Raw genomic sequence first — 20,521 nt, 5'->3', positions numbered from 1 at the left:
AATGATGCCCACGACGCTACCCAATGGCGTCGAGGACGGTGCGGGTGGCCGCCGGGTCGTTGGTCGCCAGCCACCGCACCCCGAGGTCCGCGCAGAAGCGGATGTCGGCCGGGTCGTCGACGGTCCAGCAGTAGGTGTCGTGCCCGCGGTCGGCGGCCCGCGCGACGTAGTCCGGGTCGGCCCGCAGCACCGACAGGCCGGGGCCGGTGTGGTCGGCCCACGACGGCAGCACCCCGCCGCGCAGCCACGGCAGCATCCGGTTGAGCAGGAACACCGTTGGCAGGCCCGGCGCCAGCGCGCGCACCCGCCGCACGGCCATCGCGGAGAACGACATGACCACGACCGGCGACTCGGCCTTGGTCCGCGGGCGGTTCAGTCCGAACTCGGCGAGCAGGTCGATCAGCGCGACCTCGACCTTGCCGCCCGTGCGCACCGGGTGCTTGGTCTCGATGAACAGGCCCGCGCCGCGGTCGACGGCCATTCCCAGCAGCGCGCGCATGGTCAGCACGCCGCGCTCGCCGCCGAAGTCCAATTCGGACAGTTGGGCCGTGGTGAGGTCGCTGACCCGCCCGGTGCCGTCGCTGGTGCGGTCGACCGTGCGGTCGTGCACGCACACCAGCTCGCCGTCGCGGGTCAGTCGGACATCGCACTCCAGCGCATCGGCCCCTTGGTCGATGGCGAGTTCGTATGCCGCTCTGGTGTGTTCGGCCCGCAGCGCCGAACTGCCTCGGTGGGCCACTAGCTCTAGCTGCACAGGCGGGATCATGCCACCGTGGCGGGATGACGTTCGACCCGAGCGACCCCGCCTTCATCGCCGACCCGTATCCGGCCTTCGCCGCGCTGCGCTCCGAGGGCGAGGTGCACTGGCACGACCGGCTCGGGCTGGCCGTCGCGGTGTCGCACGCGGCCTGTTCGGCGGTCCTGCGCCACCGCGGCCTCGGTCGCCTGTGGACGGACGCGGCGCCCGCCGACGTGTTCGGCGCGTTCAACCTGCTGCATCGCAACTCCCTTTTGGAGAACGAACCGCCCACCCACACCCGGCTGCGCAGGCTGATCGCCGCTGCGTTCGCCCGCGGCCACACCGAGCGGCTGCGGCCGTGGGTGGAGCGGCTGGCCGACCGGATGGTCGCCGAGCTGGCCGAGCGGATCACCGCGGCCGGATCGGCCGACCTGCTGGCGTGCGTCGCCGCGCCGCTGCCGGTGGAGGTCATCGGCGAGTTGCTCGGCGTCCCGCAGGCCGACCGCACGCTGCTGGCGCCGTGGTCGAACGCGATCGTGAAGATGTACGAGTACGGCCTGCCCGACGACCAGCGGCGCGCGGCGGAGACCGCGGCCCAGGAGTTCGCCGACTACGTGCGCGCGCTGGCGGGCGACCCGCTGCCGGACAGCCTGGTCAGCGACCTGGCGGCGGTCCGCGACGGCGGTGACCGACTCAGCGAGGACGAACTGGTCGCCACCGCTGTCCTGCTGCTGATGGCGGGCCACGAGGCCACGGTGAACGTGATCGGCAACGGGGTGCTGGCCCTGCTGACCCACCGCGACCAGTGGGACCGCCTGGTCGCCGACCCCGGCCTGCTCCCGTCCGCCGTGGAGGAGCTGATCCGCTTCGACGCGCCGCTGCAGCTGTTCGAGCGCACCGCCACCGAGCGCGTGGAGATCGCGGGATACATGGTCGAGCCCGGCCGGAAGATCGCCGCCCTGCTCGGCGCGGCGGCCCGCGACCCGTTGGTGTTCGACGAGCCCGACCGCTTCGACATCGCTCGGACGCCGAACCCGCACCTCGGTTTCGGCGCCGGGATCCACTACTGCGTCGGCGCCCCGCTGGCCCGCGTCGAGATCGGCGCCACGCTCGCCGCGCTGATCCGCAGGCTGCCGGAGCTGCGCCTCGCCGACACCGCGCCGCGCCGACCTGAGTTCGTCATCAGGGGACTGCGCGCGCTGCCCGTCGGCTAGCGGGACGCGCCTGGGGTTCGGTGGGTTCGCAGTTCGGGCGCGGGCGCGCCATCGACCCGGATCACCCGCATCAGCCGGACCGAGTCCGGGTCGACCGGGGCCAGCAGCGCCGAGATCCGCAGGACGACCAGCAGCGTCAGCACCGCGACGACGGCGGCCACGAGGTCGGTCGCGGCGCTGAGCAGCACCCCGTCGGCCTTGGCCTGCACACTGTCGCGCAGCCGCCACAGCACGCTCACCGCGAACATCACCCCGCCCGCCGCCAGCGCGATCCACCACCAGCGGACCAGCCCGCTTGGCGAGGGCCGCTCGTCGCCGGGTTTGCGCATCGCCGCGTGTTCCAGTTCGGCGACCACCGCGCCCGGCACCACCAGGTTCAGCCCGGGGACCACGACGCCGACCAGCACCTGCCACATCGGCCGGGCCGAGGCGTACCCGGCGCCGTCCTGCGCGGCCCGCCGCGCCGGGACCAGCCACCACAGCAGCGCGGCCACGGCGGCGACCCCGAACGCGATCGAGACGACCGCGCCCGTGATCACCAGGCTGTCCGACAGGGCGACCGTCCCGCGCGGGAGGGCGCTGGTCCTGGCTTTCACCAGCAGCGTGTACCGCCAGATCTCGGCCACCGCCGTCAGCACGGAGAAGGTCGCGACGCCGACCAGAGCGCCGATGGCGAGCTTGCCGCGCTCGCGCAGCCGCTGAGTCACCGACGCCGTGCGCTCATTCGTCGGCACCGCCGTCGGCCACCGCCACGCCAGCGCGGGGAACCCCCACCGCGGCGTCGACCGGTAGGACGGTGGCCCGGTGTAGGGCCCGAACCGCCGCGGCGACGCGGGCGCGGGCGGGCCGGGCGGCGGGGTCGCCACCCAGTCCATCGGCACCGGCCGCGGCGGCGGGTAGTGCATCAGATGACCTCGGGCTCCTGGCCCGCGGCCGACGCCATCGGCCTGCCGCTGTCCGCCCACGACCGCATGCCGCCGTCGACGTTGGTGGCGTCCCAGCCATTGGCGTTGAGGTACTGGGTGACCCGCGCGGACCGGGCACCGGACCGGCAGATCACGTACACCGCGTCGGACTCGGGCAGCTCGCCGAGCCGACCGGCCAGCTCACCCATCGGGATGTGCACGGCGGTCGGCGCGTGGCCCGCGTCCCACTCGTCTTGTTCACGTACATCGAGCAGTGTCACGTCGGTCGGCAGCTCGGCCACGGACACGCTCGGAACCTGGTTCGGCATCACACCCACGATGCTGCCACGCCTGCCGTGAAGCACGGGTCAGTGGCTGGTCGCCTTCTCCGCGTCGACACCGGTCAGGGCCCGGACCTCCATCTGGGCGAACTTGGCGTCGTCGCGGTCCCCGGACACGACGGTGCCCAGCCAGCCGAGCAGGAACGACACCGGGATCGACACCAGACCGGGGTTGGCCAGCGGGAACCAGTCGAAGTCGGCGGCCGGGAACATCGACGTCGGCCTGCCCGACACCGCGGGCGAGAAGACGATCAGCGTCACGCACACGCCGAGGCCGCCGTAGATGCTCCACAGGGCGCCCGCGGTGTTGAAGCGGCGCCAGAACAGCGAGTAGAGGATGGTCGGCAGGTTCGCCGACGCGGCCACCGCGAACGCCAGTGCCACGAGGAAGGCGATGTTCTGCCCGTTGGCGACGATGCCGCCGACGATGGCCACCGCGCCGATCACCACCGCGGTGATCCGGGCGACGCGGACCTCCTGGTCCTTGTCGTCGGCCTCGCCGCGTTTGATCACGTTGGCGTAGATGTCGTGGGCGAAGGAGGCCGACGCGGTGATCGTCAGGCCCGCGACCACGGCGAGGATGGTGGCGAAGGCGACCGCGGCGATGAAGCCCAGCAGGATGGGTCCGCCCAGCGCCTCGGCCAGCAGCGGGGCCGCGGAGTTGACCTTGCCCGGCGCGGCGCTGATCTTGTCCGGGCCGACCAGGGCGGCGGCGCCGTAGCCCAGGACCAGGGTGAACAGGTAGAACACGCCGATCAGGACGATCGCCCAAACCACCGAGCGGCGGGCCTCTTTGGCCGAGGGCACCGTGTAGAAGCGCATCAGGATGTGCGGCAGACCGGCGGTGCCCAGCACGAGAGCGATCGCCAGCGAGAGGAAGTCGAGCCTGCTGATCCCGGTCGCGCCGTACTGCAGGCCGGGGCCGAGCACCTTCTCGCCCGCCTTGGGGCTGTTGTCGACCGCCGCGCCCAGCAGGGTCGACAGGTTGAGGCCGTACTTGGCCAGCACCCACACCGTCATCACCGCGGCGCCGGAGATCAACAGCACCGCTTTGATGATCTGGACCCAGGTGGTCCCCTTCATCCCGCCGATCAGCACGTACAGGATCATCAGCGCGCCGACCACGGCGATGACCAGCGCCTGCCCGACCTTGCCGGTGATGCCCAGCAGCAGGGCGACCAGCCCGCCCGCGCCCGCCATCTGCGCGAGCAGGTAGAAGAAGCTGACCGCCAGGGTCGAGGTGGCCGCCGCCGCGCGGACCGGGCGCTGGCGCATCCGGTAGCTCAGGACGTCGCCCATCGTGTACTTGCCGGTGTTGCGCAGCAGCTCGGCCACCAGCAGCAGCGCGACCAGCCAGGCGACCAGGAAGCCGATGGAGTAGAGGAAGCCGTCGTAGCCGTAGAGCGCGATGGCGCCCGCGATGCCCAGGAACGACGCCGCCGACAGGTAGTCCCCCGAGATCGCGATGCCGTTCTGCGGGCCGGTGAACGCGCGGCCCGCGGCGTAGTAGTCCGACGCGGTGCGCGTGGTCCGGCTGGCGCGGAACACGACCACCAGGGTGACCAGCACGAACGCGCCGAAGATCGCCAGGTTGAGCAGCGGGTTGGAGTTCATCGCCGGTCACCTTCCAGGCGCTCGCGGATCTCGGTGGCCAACGGGTCCAGCTCCCGGCCCGCGTGGCGGACGTAGAGGAAGGTGATCAGGAACGTCGAGGCGAACTGCAGCAGGCCGAGCACCAGGCCCACGTTGATGTTGCCCCAGACCTTGGTCGACATGAACCCGTGCGCGTAGTCGGCGAGGACGACATAGAGCAGGTACCAGCCAAGGAAGGCCAGGGTCATCGGGAAGACGAACCGCCGGAGTCTGCGCTTGAGCTCGACGAAGTCGGCGCTCTCCTGGACCTGAACCCAGTCGGTGTCCTCGGAACTGGCGGTCATGCGACTCTCCGTACGTGATCGACTCCGTAGCGGGGCACACACTCCCACGCGGAGGTGTGTTTGAGTGCGGACTCCCCAAACCTATTACCTAGGTGGGTGACTCTCTAACCACCCATTCGAGTGGTTGTCTCACTCAACGTCGATGACGTCCGTTGGCCAGTCGGGCCTTGTCATCGGCCGCGCCGAACCGGGCGATGTCCCGGTCGCGGATGAAGCCGAGCCGGTCGGGGGCGTGCATGCGCATCCGGATGCGGTTCGCGTCGGCCGGGATCCGGCTCTGCGTCGCCTTGCTCATGATCAGCACCGCCAGGAACGCCGCGGGCACGGTGACCAGCGCGGGCTGCTGGAAGAACGACGGCGCCCAGCCGCCGGTATAGCCGCTGACGATGTTCGTCACCAGTGCGATGATCACCAGCCCGCCGCCGAGGACCATGCCGGACGCCGCGCCCACCCAGGTGATCTTGCGCCACCAGATGCCCAGCAGCAGCACCGGACAGAACGTGGACGCCGCCAGCGCGAACGACATGCCCACGGTCAGCGAGATGTCCGACGGCCGCAGCAGCACCGCGATCACGAACGGCGCCACGCCCGCCAGGAACGTGGCGAACCGGAAATCGCGCACCCGCCCGATGAACACATCCGTCGACAGCACCCCGGCGACGCTCACCACCAGCCCCGACGACGTCGACAGGAACGCGGCGAACGCGCCCGCGGCGGTCACCGCGCCCAGGATCTCGCCGAGCAGCCCGGGCGCGACCTTCATCGGCAGCACGAGCACCGCGGCGTCGGTCTTGCCGGTGACCAGCAGCTCCGGCACATACAGCCGCGACAGCGCGCCCAGGAGTATCGGGAACAGATAGAACAAACCGAGTAGTGACAGCACGTGCAGCGTGGTGCGGCGCGCGGCGCGGCCGTCTGGATTCGTATAGAAGCGGACCAGCACGTGCGGCAGGCCCATCGTGCCCAGGAACAAGGCAACGATCAGCGAGTACGTGGTGAACAGGTCGCCGGTGCCGGTCACCGGGCGCAGCCAGCTCGCGTTGTCCGTCGGCGCCCCGCTGACCACCGGGACGGCCGACCCCTCGGTGAAGTACAGGGTCGTGCCCGCCTCGACGGTGTGCGGCCCGGCGCCCCAGTAGACGCTGCCGCCCGGCCCGCCGTCGACCCGGCCCTGCGTCGTGAGCGACACGGGCTCGTCGACGGTGAGCAAGACCGGCGTCTCCACGGTGATCACCGCGTCGGAGGTGAACCGCGGCGGCAGCGCGTCGGCCAGGCCGGTGACGTCCCCGCGCGCCCCGCCGTCGCCGATGAACAACGCGACCATGACGAACGTCGGCGCGGCGATGGCGAACAGCTTGAGCCAGTACTGGAACGCCTGCACGATCGTGATCGCCCGCATCCCGCCGCCAAAGACGTTGACGAACACCAGCAGCGTGACCAGCAGCGAGCCTGCCCAGACCGGCGCGGCGGGCAGGATCTGCCGGATCGTCAGTCCCGCGCCCTGCAGCTGCGGCACCAGGTAGAGCACGCCGATGAACACCACGAACACGGCCGCGAGCTTGCGCATCCCGGCCGACCCGAGCCGGGCCTCGCAGAAGTCCGGCAGCGTGTAGGCCCCCGAGCGACGCAGCGGCGCCGCCACGAAGATCATCAGCAGCAGGTAGCCCGCGGTGAAGCCGATCGGGTACCAGAGCGCGTCGGCCCCGTCCTTGAGGACCAGGCCCGCGACACCGAGGAACGACGCCGCCGACAGGTACTCACCCGAGATCGCCGCCGCGTTGCGTCCCGACCGCACGGTTCGGCGCGCGACCAGGAAGTCCGACGTGGTGTTGGCCTGCCGGGAACTGCGATACCCGAGGGAGAACGTGGCGAAGCCGACCAGCAGGATCGCTGCCGCCGCCCACGGGTTCAGTTCCAAAGTCGACCGGTCTCTGAGGTGATGGGAACGGCTACTTCTCGACCATGTCGACGAAGTCCCGCTCGTGTCGCTCCGCGAGCACGTTGTACCAATACCCGATACCGAACAGCAGAGGGAAGGGCAGGATCCCCAGCAGCACCCACGGCAGCGCCACCCCGGCCAGCGTCACCCGCGCCATGTCGGGCAGCAGGAAGAACAGCAGCGGCAGCGCGCCGAAGATCAGCAGCACCAGCGCGGCCAGCGCGGCGGCGGTGCGGAATTGGGTGCGGATGAAGCCGCGCACGACCTCCTCGGCCCAGCTCGTCTGCTCCTCGAGCTCGATCGCCGTGCGCAGGACGGTGACCGGCGCGCGCGCGTCGGCGAGCACGACCCGCTTGCGTCGGGGCCGCGGCGTCGGGGCCGCGCCGCCGCCGGAGCCGGTCGCCTCGTGCTTGCTCACGGTCCGGCGCCGCGGACGAGTCGGTCCTTGAGTTCGCGGGTGTGCCTGCGGCTGACCGGCAGGATCTTCTCCTCGTGCCCGATCACCACCGAGTAGCCCGACCCGCCCATGCGCAGCTCGGTGATCAGTGACAGCGGGACCAGGTAGGACCGGTGGATGCGCACGAAGCCCGCCTTCTCCCAGCGCTCCTCCAACTGCGCCAGCGGGATGCGCACCAGGTGGGAGCCGTCGGAGGTGTAGAGGCGGGCATAGTCGCCCTGGGCCTCGACCCAGCGCACGGCCGCGCGGGAGACGAGCTTGGTGGTACCCGCCAGCTCGACCGGGATCACCTCGTCGTCACGGGACTCGGGCACCGCGCTTGGCGAGCCCGCGCCGTTGAGGTGGATCTTGGCGAGGACCCGTTCCATCGCCTTGTCCATGCGCGGCTGCTGGGCGGGTTTGAGGAGGTAGTCGACCGCGCCCAGCTCGAAGGCGGCGACCGCCTCGTGGCTGTGGGCGGTGACGAAGACCAGCACGGGGGCGGGTTTGAAACCCGCCAGGAGCTTGGCCAGCTCCATGCCGGTGAGGCCGGGCATGTCCAGGTCGGCGAATACGGCGTCGACCACGGGCATCCCGGCGTCCTTGCGCACGGCCAGCTCCGGGTCGTCCCCGGCGAGCACCTGCAGGGCCTCGGTGGCGTCGAACGCCTTGAGGATGCGGCGCACGTGCCGGTTGCCCTGGAGGCGCTCCTCCAGCATGGCCATACCTTCGTGCTCGTCGTCGACGGCCAGGACGACGAGGCCAGGGGTGTTGTTCGAGGTACTCACTGTGAGCAGCATCTTGCCCATCGTCGCGGGGGTGTGTCCATGGTCAGCGCGAGGTCAATCCAGGACCAGCCCACCGGGTGACTGTTGGTGACTCAGTGTCAGGACAATCGCCGATCTACAGCCCAAAGCGTGACCAGACGGCCCGGTTCTCCACCGCTTCCATCGCCGCGAGTACCCGATCCTGGGTGGACATCGCCGCCGAGGCGACGCCCAGCCGGGCGAGCAGCGGCCGTTTCGGCTCGGCGATCGTGATCTCCGCGTCCGGGAACCGGTCGGCCACCACCGACCGCAGCGTGCCCACGCCGTCGATGAGCCCCAGTTCCAGCGCCTTGGCCCCGGTCCACACCTCGCCGGAGAACAGGTCCTCCGCGGAGCCCACCAGCTTGCCGTCGCGCCGCTCGCGGACCCAGTCGACGAACTGGTCGTGCAGCTGCCCCTGCAGGCCCTTGAGCCAGGCCACGTCCTCGGGGTTCTCCGGCTGGAACGGGTCGAGCCGGACCTTGCGGGTGCCCGCGGTGTGCACGCGCCGCTCGACGCCGAAGCGCTCCAGCAGCCCGGCCAGCCCGAACCCGGCGGTCACCACCCCGATCGACCCCACCAGCGACGACTTGTGGGCGTAGATCTCGTCGGCGGCGCAGGCCAGCCAGTAGCCGCCCGACGCGGCCACGTCCTCGCAGAAGGCGAGCACCGGGACCTTCTTCTCCGCCGCCAGCTCGCGCACCCGCTCGGCCACCAGCGCCGACTGAGTCGGCGCCCCGCCGGGGGAGTTGATCGCCAGCGCCACCGCGCGCAGCCGGTCGTGGCCGAAGGCCCTGGTCAGGGCCGATTCGACGGTGCCGACGTTGATCGTGCCGCGGGCCAGCGGCGTGGGTGTCGGCGTGATCACCCCGTGCAGCTTGACCACGGCCACCACCGGGCCGCGATCCGCTCGGTCGCCGATACGCGGGAGTTTGGCGGCAAGCCGCTCGGTCACGCTCATGGGTTCAAGATACGACGGAAGGACCGGCGGGGGTGACGGGCAGCGGCACCCGGGGCGGGCCGTACTCCTCGTCCTCGTCGTCGCTGAAGTCCGGCAGGTCCGGCCGGACCCCGGGGAAGAACTTCGGCACCCGCAGCGTGATCTTCATGCCCGCGCCGGGGGCGGTCTCGACCATCAGCGCGTACTCGTCGCCGAAGACCTGCCGCATCCGCTGGTTGATGTTGCCGACCCCGACGTGCGAGCCGGTCTTGTGCGCGTCGCGCAGGTCCTCGAAGAGCCGGTCGGCGTCCATCCCGACCCCGTCGTCCTCGATGATGATCAGCGCCTCGGACCCGTTGTCGTGGGCGAACACGCTGACCGTGCCGCCGCCGGGCTTCTTGGCGATCCCGTGCCGCACCGCGTTCTCCACCAGCGGCTGCAGGACGAGGAACGGCACCACCACCGACTGCACCTCCGGTGCGATCCGCAGGCGCACGTTGAGCCGCTCCTTGTAGCGGGCGCACTCGATGGTCAGGTAGCGGTCGATGTTGCTCAGCTCGTCGGCCAGCGACGCGAACAGCCCCGACGCCCGGAACGAGTAGCGGGTGAAGTCGGCGAAGTCCTGCAGCAGCTCGCGGGCCTGTTCCGGGTCGGTCCGGATCAGCGAGGAGATCGTGTTCAGCGTGTTGTAGATGAAGTGCGGCGAGATCTGCGCCCGCAGCGCCCGGATCTCCGCCCGCACCAGCTGCTGCTTCGACTCGTCGAGCTTGGCCAGCTCCAACTGGATGCAGAGGAACGTCGCCACCTCGTCGGCGGCGCGGATCAGGCGTTTGCTGTCGACCCCGCCGACCACGATCAGCGCGCCCTCGACCTGCCCATCGATGATCAGCGGCACGATCACCGCCGTGCGCATGGGACAGCTGCCGCGGTGGCGGCACTGGAGGTTCTCGTGCTGGACGTGGGCGCGCTGGCTGCGCTGCACCGACTCCACGATCGACTCGGCCAGGTCGACGTAGTGGTCGTTGGCGTCACCGTCCCACGACAGCAGCCTGCCCTCGGCGTCGGAGATGCCGATGGCCACGCACTTGAGCATCTGCCGCAGATTCGTCGTCGCCTCGTCGGCGGCGTGCTCGGTGAGCCCGTTGCGCAGTTCGGGAGCCGCCTTCGACAAGCGCTGAACGGCGTCGAGCACGGCGTCGTGCACCGATCCGGACTTGCGGGGCCTGCACAGCACGACGAACAACCCGAGCACCAGCAGAGTCGCGAGAACGCCGACGAACGCGCGTTCGGTCAGCAACTGGGCCACCGGGCAATGCTCCCTTTCCGCCGACGGTGTGGCAAGGCTACTTGAGCAGCCTCGACAGCCTTCGGTCCGCGAGCGGCTTGCCACCCGTCTGGCAGGTCGGGCAGTACTGAAAGGACTTGTCGGCGAACGACACCTCACGCACCGTGTCCCCACAGACCGGGCAGGGCAGGCCGGTCCGCGCGTGCACCCGCAACCCCGACCGCTTCTCCCCCTTGAGCCGAGCCGCGGCCTGCCCAACGGACCGGTCGACGGCGTCGGTCAGCACGGTGCGCATAGCCGAATAGAGATCATCGACGGCGTCGGGCGAAAGCCGAGCGGGAGTCGCGTAGGGCGACAGCTTCGCCACGTGCATGATCTCGTCGGAATAGGCGTTGCCGATCCCCGCGATCACCCGCTGACTGGTCAACACGGTCTTGAGACGCTCACCGCGATCACCGAGGAGAGCGCCGAACTCATCCCTGGTCAGCCCTAGGGCGTCCGGCCCGAGGGTGGCGATCTGCTCGATCGACCGCGGATCATCGACGATCCACACGGCAAGGCCCTTCTTGGTGCCCGCCTCGGTCAGGTCGAAACCCGGCCCCTGCCCCGGCGGCCCGAGGTGCACCCGCAAGGCCAGCGGCCCCTTGCCGGTCGGCTTGGGCGGCGCGGCGGACATCGTGTCCGCCCACCGCAGCCAGCCTGCCCGAGCCAGGTGGGTCACCAAGTGCAGACCGTCGACCTGTAGGTCCAGGTACTTGCCATAACGGGCAGCCCCGGTGACCGCCCGACCATGCAATGCCGTCCACGGCGGACTGGCGGTCTTGAGCACGCTCAAGGACGCGACGTCGACGCGGGCGACGGTGCGGCCGACAGCGTGCTCGCGCAGGTGATGGGCGAGCGCCTCGACCTCGGGAAGTTCCGGCACGACGCCAGTCTTCCCGCTTGGAGCGTCCCTGTCATGCCTAAGACAGCGGCTTCAACACACCCTCATAGCTGGGCTGGGTGTCCTGCGTGATCGACTTGGCGATCTTGGCGATCTCACCGCGCGCCGTGAAGTACCCGCGGACCGTCCCGATCCACTTCTCCACCGGCTCGCCGTCGCCGTCGTCACCGGTCTCGGCGACGAGCTTCCACGGCCGACGCAACGCCCACCGAGCCGGGAAGAACAACACCGCCAGCACCAGCAACAACACGAGCCAGGCGGGCACGACCACCCCACCGGGCATCCACGAGATCAACACGATGCCGAGCGTCACGATCAGGACGATCATCACGATGCCGGGCACGTATCCCGCGGCCACGTCGTGCTCGAAGTCGTCCTCAGTGGCCGGGGTGCGCCACTCCAAGGTGCCGTGCACGGTCCACAGCCTGCCGTTCACGTCGCGAACCTGACGCGTCATCTCCTGCCCTTCGGCGTTGGTAACCGGTCACCGCATTCAGTCACTACACCGAGAGGTACGTTACCGCCTCGCCGCTGGACCCTACGGGTGAATCGATCCCACAAGCTTCACTCCACCGAGTGTTCCACCCACGCCAGGGATGATCAACTGATCAGCTGGGAACAACCGTCGTCGGGGACGCGGCGGGCTTGGACTCCGTTGGCGCCGGCGCGGGCTTGGTCTGCGCGGGCTCCTCGGTCGGCGCGACCGGCTTGGTCTCGGCGGGCATGGTCGCCGCGGGACTCTCCGACGGCTCGGCGGTCGGCGTGGGCGACAGCATGATCCTGTAGTCGCCCGCGGGCGTCGTCGTGTGGAAGACGGTGTACTGCGTGGTCTCCGTGATCACCGTGGTCTGGTCGGCGGCGTTGACCCTGGTCGTGGTGGTGGTCTCCTCGACGACGTCGTACTGGTCGTAGATGGCCCATTTGCGCTCGTAGGAGGTCTTCTCGAAGACCACCGGCTGCGACTCGTCGTACTCGGCGGGCAGCACGCGCGGCGCGGCGAACGCGCCAACGCCGTCGCTCTGCGCCGCGGTGGCCTGGGCCCCGGACCGGTCGGCCACCCGCCCTGGCGCCAGGCCCGCGTTCGCGACGGTGCCGCTGCGGGTGGCCGGACCCTGCGGGCGCACCTGCTCGGCGGGCTTCTTCTTGGCCGTCGTGTCGGGCGCCTTCGCGGTCGGGTCCGCCGCGCGCCCGGTCGGCGTCGGCGTGTTGCGGGTGACGTCGGTGATGACGACCTCGGGCACCTTGGCGTCGAAGTCGTCGTAGGCGGCCGTGGTCGCCGAGCCGCCCATGGCCACCATCGCGTAGCCGAACGCGCCGACGGCGGCGGCCGACGTGGCCGCGAGCGCGGCCTGGATCTTGACGTTGGCGAGCACACCCTTGATGCCGGTGGCCGTGACGACGCCCATGTGCTGCCACAGCACGACCCCGGCGACCGGGGCGGCGAGGAACGCCGCGTGCGCGCGCAGGCCGGAGCAGACATCCTGGAGTTCGTCGACCATCGCCGAGCAGGAGGCGCAGGTGGCGATGTGGACGCGCACCTTGCGCCGCTCCACACCCTTGATCGTGCCCGCGGTGTAGGCGCCGAGCTTCTCCAGCACCGACCGGCAGCCGGTCGACCCGCGGTCGATGGACAGGTGGGCCTGCAGGTAGGCCGCACGCAGACCCTGCCGGGCCCGGCGGGCGAGCGCGGCGGTGGCGTTCGGGCTGAGCCCGAAGTTCCCGGCGACGACGGCCGGACGCGCGCCCTCGACCTCGACCTCCCACAGCACGCTGCGCCAGCGCTCGGGCAGGCTGGTGAACGCGCGGGTGATCAGGTTGCGCTCGGTCGACTGGCCGCTGCGGTCGGGATCGGCGCCGACCCGGTGGTTGAGCTCCTCGTCGGACACCGGCACATCGCGCCTGCGCCCGTTCCACTCCCACGCCACTCGGCGCGCGACGATCAGCAGGTAGCCCCGCACGTTGTCGACCGGCCCCGCCCCACGGCGGATGGCCTGCAGGACCCGGAAGAACGCCTCGGCGGTCAGGTCGTCGGCCTCGGCGCGGTCGGCGGCCAGCCCGAGGGCCAGTCTGCGCACAGCGTCGCTGTGGCGGGAGAAAAGTTCCCCGAAGGCGGCATCCTCACCGTTACGGAGTTTGAGCAGGAGCGCGAGGTCCTCGGCGGCGGCGTTGTCCGGCGACGTGTCGATGTCCAGGGCATCGGTCATCCGGCCTGGTACCTCCTCCTGGCCGCCGTGACAATGACGTCCAAGATGCCACACGCCATCCCGCTACGGTGGATAAACGTGAATAACGTTAATGGAGACCCGACCATTGGCGACGGCCGAATGGGTGAACGAAAGCCGCTGAATGCTCACTCTCCGCACGGTGGAACGCAGCAAGCGGGGCCCGGTGAACAGACCCTGACAGATCCGTTATAGTTGGCGCCGCACCACGCGGACGTAGCGCAGCTGGTAGCGCATCACCTTGCCAAGGTGAGGGTCGCGAGTTCGAATCTCGTCGTCCGCTCTCCCAAGAGGCCCGCATCCACTCTGGATGCGGGTCTCTTGCCGTACTCACAGGGCGCCCGGCCGGAACGGGTCGTGCTCGACGAGCAGCTTCTCCATGCGCGCGCGGTCGATCCGGCTGGCGACATTGGTCAGCTCCTGGCGGTCCCGGATGACCTTGGCGAGGGTGAACGCCGAGGTCACGGTGTAGAGCGCGCCGATAGACAGGAAGGCCCGCACCCACGGGTCGACGGGGAGAACGACGATGCCCACGGTAAGGGCTACTAAGGCGATCGCGAACGAGATCGCGGCCTGGGCGTAGAACGCGGACGTGGTCTGAGGGCTCGGGGTCTTGCCGTCGGATGTCATGGCATCACTGTGCGCCAGGCCAATTCCAGGGACATGCGTATATCTACTCGACTTCGCCGAACGCGGCGGGGACGGCCGCCGCCAGTTCGGCCAGCAGAGTCGGGTCCTGGACCTGGGTGAGTCGCCGCGCGAGGTCGATGACCAGCCGGGATGCCGCGGTCGACGGATCGGGCAGGGGCAGCCGGGCGACGTACTGAGTGATCCAGCGCCGCCTGCCCGCGTAGAGCCGGTTGCCGCAGACCTCGTCGTAGAACCGGGCGCCGAAGGGCGAGTTCGCCACACCGAGGACCAGGTGGGCGAGGTCTTCGCCCAGTTCGGGGACGCTGATCCAGTAGCAGTCGCCGTTGACCACCGACCCGCCCCGGTCGATGGTGAAGCGGGGTTCTGGGCTGATGTCCGGGAAGACGATCTTCGGCGCCCGCCACGCCGCGGGCCGCTGCGGCACCCAGATCTCGAACCACTCCCGGCCAGCCTCGACCAGGTAGCGCCTGGCCGCGAGGCGGTCGCGGTGTCCGCTCAGGTAGGCCGCGGCACGCGGGTAGTCGTCGAGCCGGACCACCTGGCGGGTCGGCCGGTCCAGGTAGGGATAGAGCACGCGCAGGCGCGGCGCGCGCGGCGGCGCCCACGCGCTGATGTCCTCGTGGGTGAGCAGCGGGCGCAGCAAGTCGGGCTCGACGTCGGCCCAGTCGGCCCGGATGAACACCGGGTCGGCGGTGGTCTTGATGCCGACCCGGACCCTGGCGAGCTCGCCCAGCGTGCGCCAGGTCCGCTCGGCGATCCGGTTGAGCCTGCGCTCGCGGTCCGGGGTGCTCAGCCGCCAGGTCTGGCCGCCGACCAGCGTCCCGACGTCGACCCGGAACGAGCGCCCGCCGAAGCTGATCGCGGTCCCCGTCTGCCCCATGAGCGCGGCGAACAGATCCCCCTCCTCGGCGGGGACCTCGAACTCGTAAGCGCTGGCGAACCGCGCGGCGCCGGTCTCGGCTCCCTTGACCGCAACCACGACCGCGGGCAGGACGGCGGCCTCGAACAGCTTCGTGTCACCAAGATCGAACACCTCGCGCACGGCGAAGTCCGCGGCGAGCCGCTCCCTGACGTTGGCGCCCGCCTTGGTCGTAAGGAAACGGTTGGAGCAGATCAGGCCGAGCACGCCGCCGTCGACCAGCAGCCGCGGCACCATGGCCACGAACGGGTGGGTCAGGTCGATCCGCCCACTGAGCCCGAACCGCGCCGCGAGCGGGGCCGCGGCCGAGCCGAGCACCTGGGTCCGCACATACGGCGGGTTGGTGATCACCGCGTCGAACCGGCCGCCGGTCGGCGCGTCGTCGGTGAAGTCGCGCCGCTCGATGACCGCCTCCGGCAGCCGCGCCCGGGCCGCCACCACCGCGTCCGGGTCGAGGTCGTAGCCCACGAGTTCGGCGTCCGGCCGCAGCTTGGCCACCGCCGCCAGCAGTTCCCCGTCCCCACACGCCGGGTCGAGCACCCGCGGCGGCGCGTCACCGAGCAGCTCGACCACCCGCTCGGCGACGAACCCGGCCAGCGCGACCGGGGTGTAGTGCGCGCCGAGCCGCTTGCGGCGGTCAGCCAACAGGCTGCTCGATCAGCGCGGGCAGCAGCCCGGCCTCGACCGCGGCCACCAACTCGGCGTGGTCGGCCGCGGTCTGGTCGGCGTAGGCGATGGCGTAGTCGGCGAACGCCTCGTCCAGGTCGCCGCCCTCGCAGTACCCGGAGAGCAGCCGCGGGTCGACCGACCGGGTGTGCGCGCGGGCCAGCAGCGCCCCCGCGAGCCTGCCGTAGTCGTCGAGGTGGTCGCGGTCGAGCGTGGTCGCGTCGATCTCGCCCTTGCGGTTGCGGAACTGGCGGACGATGTAGTCGCGGCCCTGGACGGTCGTCCAGCCGAGCAGGATGTCGGTCTCGGCCTGCACCAGCCGCGCCCCGTGCACGATCCGCTTGCCCTCGTGCTTGGCCGCCCCGACCCCAAGGTGCTCGGCCAGCGCCGACGGCCGCGCCTCCTTGACCTGCAGGATCAGCGCCTCGTCGCCATTGCCGTGCAGCAGCGCCAGGTAGTTGCGCAGGCCCACGCTCCCGGTCCCGACCACGCGGAAGGCCACATCGGACACCCCGTAGCGCATGATCAGGTTCCGCCGCGACTCCCGCAGCGTGTCGACGTACTCGGGCAGCGCCCCCACCACCGCGTCGGCCACCTCGTCGTCGACCGCGGTCAACACCGGCGGGTCCACGACGAACCGCCACCGCTGGTCGTCGCCCCTGCTCGTCCACCGCGCCGCGACCCTGGCACTGGTGTTCTTCCGCGCCTTCTTGGCCGCCTTGGCGAAGTCGTCGAACAGTTCCTCGGCCCGCACCTTGCTCAGCACGGACTCGTCGCCCAGCGCGGTCCACGAGTCGAGGAACGGCTGCTCAGCCAGGTGATCGATGGTCTTGCGATAGGACCGCACGACATCCTCGGCGGCGTCGCGACACCCCTTCGCCGACACCGCGCCCTCGCGGCCCGCCAAGACCAGGCTCGTCGCCAGCCGCTTCAGATCCCATTCCCACGGCCCGGGCAGCGTCTCGTCGAAGTCGTTGATGTCCATGACGATCTGCCCATCGGGCGTCCCGTAGAGCCCGAAGTTGGCGGCGTGCGCGTCACCGCACAGCTGCGCGTGCACCCCGGTCGACGGCGCGGCGGCGAGATCCCCCGCCATCAGCCCGGCACTGCCCCGAAAGAACGCGAACGGCGAAGCCAGCATCCGCCCCACCCGCAACGGCACCAGATCAGGCACCCGCCCGGCATTGGACGCCCGGACGAACTCCACGATCGACGGCCGCTCCGCCCCCAGCGCCATCCGCCGATGCGCCCCGTGCCCGACGACAGCCCGAAGCGCACGCCCCTCAGCGCGAACCTGCGCCGGCTCCACCCACGTCCCCAACGCATCAGCGACCCGCGCCCGAGCTCTCTCACCCATGCGCGCCATCATGCGCCACGCGACGACCAATCGGAGCGATTTCCCACGCTACTCCGGCCGAACACCCAGGCCGATCACGAGCGCTGTCCGGTGGTGAACGCTGTCCAAAGATCAACAGCCTGTTCGAGATCGAGTGAAGCGACCTTCTCGGGCTGGATTCCCGCGGTATGGATAAGTCGTTCAGCGAGCCAATCAGGAACGGGATCACCGCGCGGCGCTTCTTCAACGACAACATCACCGGCCAACCGACCGAGCCGCTCGATCACAGCCGCGAGTCGCCGCACCTCAGGGTTTCGTCCCACCGCGGCCGCGACCCTGGACGACGCCTCTCCGTACACCTCGGAATCCGACCTGGCGCCAACACACCAGACCTCGCAGATCTCGACGGAACCTGATTCCGTGACTCGATAGACGACTCGCCAGTGGTTTCGCCCGACCACCAATTTTCGGAAGCCGGTCAGTTGCCCACCGAGCGGATGCCCCGCTTCCGGATCATCGAGCAGGATCAACACCTTCTTGAGAACCTTCGGCACAACATCGCGCCCCAAGCGACGCAGGTCGTCGATGGCCGCGTCGGTGAAGACAACCTCCGTCATCTACTACTCGTCGTCGATCGCGGCGAGCGACTCGCGGGTGTGACCGAAGGCGGCGATAACCTCGTCAAGCGACGTGCGCCGCCCGGTGTCGGTCACCGCACGCGAGAGAACCAGCGCCAAGTCCCGAAGGTCGGCGGCGGCCTCCTCAAGTTCAGCGAGCCGACGAATTCCCACAACGGCCGCGACCGGATGCTGACGCCGGGTCACCACAAGGTCGGTGCCACCCTCCGCGTCGGCGACGAGACCCGCGACACCGCGCTTCGTCGCGTCCGTGACGCTGAGTTCACGGGCATCCTTCAAAGTGACCATGGCAAAACTGTACAGAAATCTATACAGTTGGTCAATCGTCGGCAGCCGCCGCATCAAGGCCAATCGGGCACGTCACGCCGCGGCAGCCATTGGGTGCAAGTACCACGTCATGCAGCAGACGACGGCAGCGCCAACCGAACGACCAACTCTGCTCCCAACGCGTGGGCCAATCGCTCCAGTACCGGAAGTGTGGGCATCGTCCCGCCTGCTTCGAATCGCGCGATTGCCGGTTGGGTCATGCTTGCCGCATCGGCAAGCTGCACCTGTGTCCAGCCTCGACCTTCGCGCAACTCGCGAACAGTCTTGCCAAGTTCGAACGCCAACCGCGTCACTTCGTAGGCTTCAGCCGCTCCGGGCTCGGCCATACGTCGATCACGAAGCTCCGACCAGTCCCGCTTATCGGACATGTTCCTCATCCTCCAGCGTGTGGGCCTGTACGACACGTCGCTGCAGCGCTCGACGCGCGCGATCCACCTTTCGCTGCTCCCGCATGCGCGTCTTGCGGAACACGGTCAACAGCACGATCCGCCTGCCGGACGCCATCCAGTAGGTCACCCGAACTGTTCATACCAACTACGCTATTCAGCAGAATGTCGAACAAGCGTCACCCTGCGTGAGACCTACAGCTCCTTCAGGACTCGGTGCCAAGTCCCACAGGGCAGCTCACGCCCGTACCGCCTAGCCCGCAGTAGCCGTTGGGGACCTTGTGCAAGAACAGCTGGTGGTAGCAGTTTGGGCAATCACATAGAACCCAACGCGGAGTCACGCCGCAGCGGCTACCTCGACAGCGTCGAGATCATAGGTCGCCAGGATCGGTTCCGCGGCTCCGTCGACCTCGACCTCGACCGTCACCAGGGGGCCAACGCCAAAGTCGGAGGTGCGCAGCACTCGGCCTTCGAGCGTGTGAACGCCGAACGGGACCCGAACTCGATCGCCTGGACTCGGAAGCTCGTGCATGTCTCCTCCTCTCACCATGGCCTCACGCCTAGTAGTTGATGAAGGTATTCGCTGGTTACAGTGTCCATGCCCCCGGCCAATCCGTCCAGCGTCGTTCGCCACTTCTTGATCGATGACAGGGTCAGGGGCCAACCCGCAGCGTGCACTTTGAGGATCTTGCTCGCATCGTCGTGAGCGACACCGTTGCGAGCTTCGTTCAGCAGCTCAAGCCTTCGCCGCCACTCGTCACCCTTGGCTGGATACCTCGACTTCAGGTCCGGCCACAAAGTCATCCCCAACAGGCCGAAGTCATTGCCGAGGCCTCCCGGCTCTGCGTTGCCTCTATCCAGTCGACGCGCGGCGCGAAACGGAACGGAGAGTACCTGCCGGACTTGGGTGTTACTCGGAGCGACTGCAGCGACAAGTGCTAGTACGGCTTCGTCGTGGAGGTCGCGGCAGAAGCCCTGGAACTCGCTCGCGAGGCGGAGCAGGATGGCGTGGTTCAACTCCTGAGTCGCCCAGCGCCGCCCTGCCGCCGAGCCTCCAACCGCGACGTGCGCATTCAGCAGACGTTCGAGCCTGGACGCCCTATGTACACGCCACTGGGAAAGTGCTGCCGAACTCACACGAACACTCTACGTGACCACTGCTGCGCTCCTCGTGGCGGGAGCTATTCGTCCAATGCCAAGCCCACCGGGCAGGAAACACCGGTACCGCCCAGACCGCAGTAGCCGTTTGGAACTTTTTCCAAATATTGCTGGTGGTAGTCCTCGGCGTAGTAGAACGGCCCAGCGAGCGCGACCTCCGTGGTGATCACCCCAAGCCCCGCGCGGTCGAGTTCGCGCTGGTAGCCCGCCACGCTCTCCTCGATGGCGGCCTTCTGCGCGTCGTCGGCGTAGTAGGCGCCGGAGCGGTATTGGGTGCCGAGGTCGTTGCCCTGCCGCATGCCCTGCGTCGGGTCGTGGCCCTCCCAGAACACCTTGAGCAGCGCCTCGAAGCCCGCCACCGCCGGGTCGTAGGCGACCAGGACGGCCTCGGTGTGCCCGGTCCGACCGGAACACACCTCCTCGTACGTCGGGTTCGGCGTGTACCCGGCCGTGTAGCCGACGGCGGTCGAATACACCCCGGGCAACCGCCAGAACGTGCGCTCGGCGCCCCAGAAGCAGCCCATCGCGAACACGGCCGTGCGGACACCGTCGGGGAACGGCGGCGTCAGAGGGTGGCCGTCGAGCACCGCGTGGCCCAGCGGCGCGACTATCGGCTCGGGCCTGCCGGGGAGAGACCCATCCGGGGTGACCATCCGACTCTTGTCTCGTCCGAAGAGCGCCATGCCCCGACTGTACGGCGACAACCAGTGGGACGCCCCCGGCTGGGGAAAGC

General features: G+C 69.7%; 23 protein-coding genes, 1 tRNA gene and 1 pseudogene. 2 read left to right on the top strand and 23 right to left on the bottom strand.

What is annotated here, in order from left to right; all coding sequences use genetic code 11:
- Positions 1 to 16 precede the first annotated feature (16 nt).
- On the bottom strand, positions 17 to 754 hold the full coding sequence (locus BN1701_RS27055) for a glycerophosphodiester phosphodiesterase family protein (RefSeq protein WP_231949720.1): 738 nt from the start codon (positions 752 to 754) through the stop codon (positions 17 to 19).
- A 26-nt stretch (positions 755 to 780) separates the two neighbouring features.
- Here BN1701_RS27055 and BN1701_RS27050 point away from each other — a divergent pair, with 26 nt between their 5' ends.
- Entirely contained in the window at positions 781 to 1,953 is a 1,173-nt protein-coding gene (locus tag BN1701_RS27050; protein ID WP_054053431.1) for a cytochrome P450, read from the top strand.
- On the opposite strand, the gene BN1701_RS27045 is transcribed toward BN1701_RS27050, so the two are convergent.
- The 12 genes from BN1701_RS27045 to BN1701_RS36945 all read right to left on the bottom strand — a co-directional run bounded on the left by BN1701_RS27045 (position 1,950) and on the right by BN1701_RS36945 (position 13,689).
- Positions 1,950 to 2,858 carry a DUF4328 domain-containing protein gene (locus tag BN1701_RS27045; RefSeq protein ID WP_054053429.1) on the bottom strand — a complete coding sequence of 303 codons (909 nt, stop codon included), beginning with the start codon at positions 2,856 to 2,858 and terminating at the stop codon, positions 1,950 to 1,952. The two genes, BN1701_RS27050 and BN1701_RS27045, sit on opposite strands and share 4 nt — an antisense overlap.
- The gene (locus tag BN1701_RS27040; RefSeq protein ID WP_054056159.1) at positions 2,858 to 3,187 is read right to left on the bottom strand and encodes a rhodanese-like domain-containing protein; all 330 of its coding nucleotides are present in this window, start codon (positions 3,185 to 3,187) and stop codon (positions 2,858 to 2,860) included. The genes BN1701_RS27045 and BN1701_RS27040 overlap by 1 nt, the downstream gene beginning before the upstream one ends.
- Before the next feature lie 39 nt (positions 3,188 to 3,226).
- Complete coding sequence (locus tag BN1701_RS27035; RefSeq protein WP_054053428.1) at positions 3,227 to 4,813, bottom strand: cation acetate symporter; 1,587 nt, start codon at positions 4,811 to 4,813, stop codon at positions 3,227 to 3,229.
- The gene (locus BN1701_RS27030; protein ID WP_054053427.1) at positions 4,810 to 5,136 is read right to left on the bottom strand and encodes a DUF485 domain-containing protein; all 327 of its coding nucleotides are present in this window, start codon (positions 5,134 to 5,136) and stop codon (positions 4,810 to 4,812) included. The genes BN1701_RS27035 and BN1701_RS27030 overlap by 4 nt, the downstream gene beginning before the upstream one ends.
- Positions 5,137 to 5,269: 133 nt before the next feature.
- Positions 5,270 to 7,054, bottom strand: a complete 1,785-nt coding sequence (locus tag BN1701_RS27025) for a cation acetate symporter (RefSeq protein ID WP_054053426.1) — start codon at positions 7,052 to 7,054, stop codon at positions 5,270 to 5,272.
- A 31-nt stretch (positions 7,055 to 7,085) separates the two neighbouring features.
- A complete protein-coding gene (locus tag BN1701_RS27020) occupies positions 7,086 to 7,493 on the bottom strand; it encodes a hypothetical protein (RefSeq protein WP_054053424.1) in 408 nt (135 codons plus the stop codon).
- Positions 7,490 to 8,311 (bottom strand): LytTR family DNA-binding domain-containing protein, encoded by an 822-nt coding sequence (locus BN1701_RS27015; RefSeq protein WP_054056158.1) that lies wholly within the window; start codon positions 8,309 to 8,311, stop codon positions 7,490 to 7,492. The genes BN1701_RS27020 and BN1701_RS27015 overlap by 4 nt, the downstream gene beginning before the upstream one ends.
- Before the next feature lie 103 nt (positions 8,312 to 8,414).
- Positions 8,415 to 9,278, bottom strand: coding sequence for a S49 family peptidase (locus tag BN1701_RS27010; RefSeq protein WP_054053423.1), 864 nt, complete (start codon positions 9,276 to 9,278; stop codon positions 8,415 to 8,417).
- Positions 9,279 to 9,282: 4 nt separating this feature from the next.
- Positions 9,283 to 10,563, bottom strand: a complete 1,281-nt coding sequence (locus BN1701_RS27005; RefSeq protein ID WP_054053421.1) for a histidine kinase — start codon at positions 10,561 to 10,563, stop codon at positions 9,283 to 9,285.
- 37 nt (positions 10,564 to 10,600) lie between these two features.
- Positions 10,601 to 11,467: a DNA-formamidopyrimidine glycosylase family protein gene (locus BN1701_RS27000; protein ID WP_054053420.1), complete on the bottom strand. Its 867-nt coding sequence runs from the start codon at positions 11,465 to 11,467 to the stop codon at positions 10,601 to 10,603.
- A gap of 37 nt (positions 11,468 to 11,504) precedes the next feature.
- Positions 11,505 to 11,942 carry a hypothetical protein gene (locus BN1701_RS26995; protein ID WP_054053419.1) on the bottom strand — a complete coding sequence of 146 codons (438 nt, stop codon included), beginning with the start codon at positions 11,940 to 11,942 and terminating at the stop codon, positions 11,505 to 11,507.
- 151 nt (positions 11,943 to 12,093) lie between these two features.
- A complete protein-coding gene (locus BN1701_RS36945; protein WP_054053418.1) occupies positions 12,094 to 13,689 on the bottom strand; it encodes a sigma-70 family RNA polymerase sigma factor in 1,596 nt (531 codons plus the stop codon).
- A gap of 228 nt (positions 13,690 to 13,917) precedes the next feature.
- Here BN1701_RS36945 and BN1701_RS26985 point away from each other — a divergent pair.
- Positions 13,918 to 13,990: transfer RNA gene (locus tag BN1701_RS26985), tRNA-Gly, on the top strand.
- A 47-nt stretch (positions 13,991 to 14,037) separates the two neighbouring features.
- On the opposite strand, the gene BN1701_RS26980 is transcribed toward BN1701_RS26985, so the two are convergent.
- The 10 genes and pseudogenes from BN1701_RS26980 to msrA all read right to left on the bottom strand — a co-directional run bounded on the left by BN1701_RS26980 (position 14,038) and on the right by msrA (position 20,471).
- Positions 14,038 to 14,337 (bottom strand): YiaA/YiaB family inner membrane protein, encoded by a 300-nt coding sequence (locus BN1701_RS26980; protein WP_054053417.1) that lies wholly within the window; start codon positions 14,335 to 14,337, stop codon positions 14,038 to 14,040.
- A 43-nt stretch (positions 14,338 to 14,380) separates the two neighbouring features.
- The gene (locus BN1701_RS26975) at positions 14,381 to 15,922 is read right to left on the bottom strand and encodes a methyltransferase (RefSeq protein ID WP_197672145.1); all 1,542 of its coding nucleotides are present in this window, start codon (positions 15,920 to 15,922) and stop codon (positions 14,381 to 14,383) included.
- Positions 15,915 to 17,300, bottom strand: a complete 1,386-nt coding sequence (locus BN1701_RS26970) for a DUF2252 domain-containing protein (RefSeq protein ID WP_054056157.1) — start codon at positions 17,298 to 17,300, stop codon at positions 15,915 to 15,917. Before BN1701_RS26970 ends, BN1701_RS26975 begins: the two co-directional genes overlap by 8 nt.
- Before the next feature lie 74 nt (positions 17,301 to 17,374).
- Positions 17,375 to 17,896 (bottom strand): type II toxin-antitoxin system RelE/ParE family toxin, encoded by a 522-nt coding sequence (locus BN1701_RS26965; protein WP_054053414.1) that lies wholly within the window; start codon positions 17,894 to 17,896, stop codon positions 17,375 to 17,377.
- Between the two features lie 3 nt (positions 17,897 to 17,899).
- Positions 17,900 to 18,259 carry a hypothetical protein gene (locus BN1701_RS26960; protein ID WP_197672144.1) on the bottom strand — a complete coding sequence of 120 codons (360 nt, stop codon included), beginning with the start codon at positions 18,257 to 18,259 and terminating at the stop codon, positions 17,900 to 17,902.
- A 53-nt stretch (positions 18,260 to 18,312) separates the two neighbouring features.
- On the bottom strand, positions 18,313 to 18,612 hold the full coding sequence (locus BN1701_RS34705; protein ID WP_082860072.1) for a helix-turn-helix transcriptional regulator: 300 nt from the start codon (positions 18,610 to 18,612) through the stop codon (positions 18,313 to 18,315).
- A 224-nt stretch (positions 18,613 to 18,836) separates the two neighbouring features.
- Positions 18,837 to 18,932 (bottom strand): annotated as a pseudogene (locus BN1701_RS37590) (peptide-methionine (S)-S-oxide reductase); the annotation flags it as partial.
- Positions 18,933 to 18,967: 35 nt separating this feature from the next.
- A complete protein-coding gene (locus BN1701_RS26955; protein ID WP_054053412.1) occupies positions 18,968 to 19,162 on the bottom strand; it encodes a hypothetical protein in 195 nt (64 codons plus the stop codon).
- A gap of 11 nt (positions 19,163 to 19,173) precedes the next feature.
- Entirely contained in the window at positions 19,174 to 19,767 is a 594-nt protein-coding gene (locus BN1701_RS36035; protein ID WP_157368244.1) for a hypothetical protein, read from the bottom strand.
- A gap of 44 nt (positions 19,768 to 19,811) precedes the next feature.
- Positions 19,812 to 20,471 (bottom strand): peptide-methionine (S)-S-oxide reductase MsrA, encoded by a 660-nt coding sequence (msrA, locus tag BN1701_RS26950; RefSeq protein ID WP_054053411.1) that lies wholly within the window; start codon positions 20,469 to 20,471, stop codon positions 19,812 to 19,814.
- Between the last annotated feature and the right edge of the window lie 50 nt (positions 20,472 to 20,521).

The sequence above is a fragment of the Alloactinosynnema sp. L-07 genome, from assembly GCF_900070365.1.
Classification (GTDB): Bacteria; Actinomycetota; Actinomycetes; order Mycobacteriales; family Pseudonocardiaceae; genus Actinokineospora.
This window is presented reverse-complemented; position numbering and strand designations above follow the sequence as displayed.